Here is a 3,278-nt window from a genome sequence, read left to right as displayed (position 1 = left end):
GACGGTAGAGGTTGGTCTCCGATTTCAAGAGATTCTTCGTTACGCCTTTAAGATTTGTTGTTTGTTTAAGATTCTATTCTGGCGTGCCTCAGAATGACGACACGGGAGAGCACTACAAATCCCTAAACAAATTTTTCTCAGAAAACATAGAGCCTAAAATATCTTTGAACTGAACACCACGTAGCAAACTATTCTTCCCGATAAGCGAATGTTCTGCCATAGCAAATAAAACAAACTCCATCATTAATAGCTTTTCATTTTTACTAAGTTTAGGAATATAAGTTTCTACAAAATCACTAAGACCAGGAACATTTTCCAATCCTTTCTTATATGCTTTATCATTTTCCAATAATAATATATCATATACATTCCCTTCGCCAAACCAGTTTATAATATTATCATAGGGAGTCGCTATATTCTTCTTTTTTAATTTACTTGGGTCAGGAAATAATTGTATAAATTCATTGCGAATTGCTTTGCCCAATAAGTTCTGAGCTACAATACCCGCACCTTCTTGCTCACCTTCATATACCAATTCTATTTTTCCATTAACCGCAGGAATAACACCAATCAAATCACTAATTCTTGCATGAGTTTTTTCTTCTCCGTTCAGTAGCATTCTGCGTTCGGCCGTGCTCACTAAATTTTCAAAGGCGGATATAGTTAATCTTGCAGAGACTCCGCTTTTCGTATCCACAAATTCACTTTCTCTGGCTTCAAAAGCAATACGTTCTATAATAGTTGCAATTAAATCTCCAACTATAATATTTTGTTTTTGATGCTCAGATAATTTTGCTTCTTGAGCAGTAATTTGTTTTGATAATTCTATACTTTTTGGGTAATGTGTGAGAATCTGACTACCAATCCTATCCTTCAAAGGTGTAACGATACTGCCTCTGTTTGTATAGTCTTCGGGGTTTGCGGTAAAAATAAATTCTATATCCAAAGGAATTCTTAACTTGAATCCACGAATTTGTATATCCCCTTCTTGTAATATATTAAATAGTGCAACTTGTATACGAGCTTGCAAATCGGGCAATTCGTTTATAACAAATATACAACGATTACTTCGAGGTATAATGCCATAATGTATCACACGTTCATCAGCATAACTAAGTCTGAGATTTGCAGCTTTGATAGGGTCTACATCACCAATTAAATCGGCAATGGATACATCGGGGGTTGCTAATTTTTCTATATATCTTTCGCTACGATGTAACCAAGAAATTGGAGTTTTAGCACCTTTTTCTATAATCAATTGTTTAGCAAAATTTGATATAGGATTCAGTGGATCATCATTCAATTCACTACCATCTATAATAGGTGTATATTCATCCAACAATTCTGTAATTTGCCGGGCAATTCTGGTCTTTGCTTGTCCACGGAGGCCCAGTAAATTCATATTGTGGCGTGAAAGGATGGCACGTTCTATTTCTGGGATTACCGAGTCTTCAAAGCCTATAATACCTTTAAAAACATTTTCCTTGTTTTTGATTTTCGTAATCAAATTATTCCGCAATTCATCTTTAATAGTTTTGCTTATATAACCTAATTTTTTTAACTCACCGAGTGTTTTAATATTTATAGTCATTAGTTTTTTTTTAGTAGTTAGTAGTTAGCCCGCCGTAGCGGTCAGTGGTCAGTGGTCAGCCCACCGCGGCGGGCAGTAGTCAGCCCACCGCGGCGGGCAGTAGTCAGTAGCTGACGCCGTCCGCCAAGGCGGAGCACTGCCCGCCGAGGCTTATTGCCCACTGTTTACTATATTCTCTTCTTCTTATTCCGTTCAAAATCTTCAAAAATAAATTCACCCAATCCTTGTAGTGAGGTGTAGAAAGCCTTGCCATTATTGGCTTGTGTGAAATCGTGTACAAATTCTTGCAGGTATGGATCGCTGGCTACCATAAAAGTGGTAATCGGTATTTTTAATCGTCTACAACTTTGTGCGAGGGTAAAACATTTGTTCAATATTTTTTTATCCAATCCAAAACTATTCTTATAATAGTTCCCATATTCTTTTAAGCAAGTAGGTTTTCCATCTGTTATCATAAAAATTTGTTTGTTCGCATTTTTTCTTCTGCGTAATAAATCCATTGCAAGCTCCAAACCCGCTACCGTATTGGTATGATAAGGACCTACTTGCAAGTAAGGCAATTCTTTTATTTCAATTTGCCAAGCATCATCACCAAAAACTATAATATCTAAAGTATCTTTTGGATATTTGCGTTTGATAAGTTCTGCCAATGCCATTGCTACATTTTTTGCAGGCGTAATTCTATCCTCACCATATAATATCATCGAGTGCGAAATGTCAATCATCAGCACAGTAGAAGTTTGTGTTTTATGCTCTTTCTCTTTTACTTCCAAATCATTTTCTGTGATTTGAAAATTGGCGATACCATTGTTCACTTGGGCATTTTTCATGGACTCGAGCATGGATATTTGCTCCAACGAATCACCAAACTGAAACGGACGACTATCACTACTCAACTCATCTCCACTACCTGTATATTTGGTGGCATGATTCCCTGATTTTCCTTTTTTGAGTTTGCCAAAAATTTTCTCCAAAGCTTGTTGCCGAATGGCTTGCTCTGTTTTGGGAGTAATCACAAACTCACCAGACCCAGGCTCATCATCTTTAATATAACCTTTATCCTTTAGGTCTTGAATAAAATTACCAATGCCATAATCAGGCTCAGTAAGTTTATATTCTTTATCGAGTTCGGTAAGCCAACTGATAGCATCATTAAAGTCGCCACTGGTATAGGTTAGCAACTGTTTGAATATATCGAATAGCCTATCAAATGGAGTTTGATTGGGTTGCTTATAATCAGAGAAACGGAAGCCTAGCATGAGTGATATATAACAGAATAAACGGTATTTTGTTTCGTTTGGTTTTTGGGTTGCGAAAGTACTATATAACGAGCGAATTTTATGCCCATACTTTCAGTGTTTGGAAGGTGTAATATTGTCCTTAAAGGAACTTTAAGGGGATTGTGTGTACCATTTTCTTGCCGATATTTTATCCCGCTGGGATATTGCACATGTGACTTTTGCTTTAATATAAACCGTCTTGAAGTCCCAGAGGGACGAAATCTCGGTAATATTAAAAAAAGACAACTAAAAATTCCCTTTAGGGACGCAATATATATGAGAATAATATCTTCAGAGTAGCTATAATGGTAACTACTCAGGTACAACACGTATTCAAAACCCTTGATAAGTCTAACTATGTTAATATGTTGATAAATTCTATATTCTGAAGAACACCTATAAATGCT

Annotated in this window: 2 protein-coding genes; both read right to left on the bottom strand. The window is 36.3% G+C overall.

All coding sequences use genetic code 11. The features are described from left to right. Positions 1-112 precede the first annotated feature (112 nt). A complete protein-coding gene (locus tag SGJ10_14480; protein MDZ4759330.1) occupies positions 113-1,591 on the bottom strand; it encodes a magnesium chelatase in 1,479 nt (492 codons plus the stop codon). A gap of 167 nt (positions 1,592-1,758) precedes the next feature. Continuing rightward, positions 1,759-2,850 carry a VWA domain-containing protein gene (locus SGJ10_14475; protein ID MDZ4759329.1) on the bottom strand — a complete coding sequence of 364 codons (1,092 nt, stop codon included), beginning with the start codon at positions 2,848-2,850 and terminating at the stop codon, positions 1,759-1,761. Positions 2,851-3,278 lie beyond the last annotated feature (428 nt).

The sequence above is a fragment of the Bacteroidota bacterium genome (assembly GCA_034439655.1).
In the GTDB taxonomy this organism is placed as follows: domain Bacteria; phylum Bacteroidota; class Bacteroidia; order UKL13-3; family UKL13-3; genus CANJUD01.
Note: the sequence above shows the minus strand (reverse complement) of the source record. Positions and strands in the feature narration are given on the sequence as shown.

Bases quoted from the DNA above. Each gene is read 5' to 3' on its own strand.
- SGJ10_14475 (MDZ4759329.1), bottom strand. From the start codon at position 2,850: ATGCTAGGCTTCCGTTTCTCTGATTATAAGCAACCCAATCAAACTCCA.
- SGJ10_14480 (MDZ4759330.1), bottom strand. From the start codon at position 1,591: ATGACTATAAATATTAAAACACTCGGTGAGTTAAAAAAATTAGGTTAT.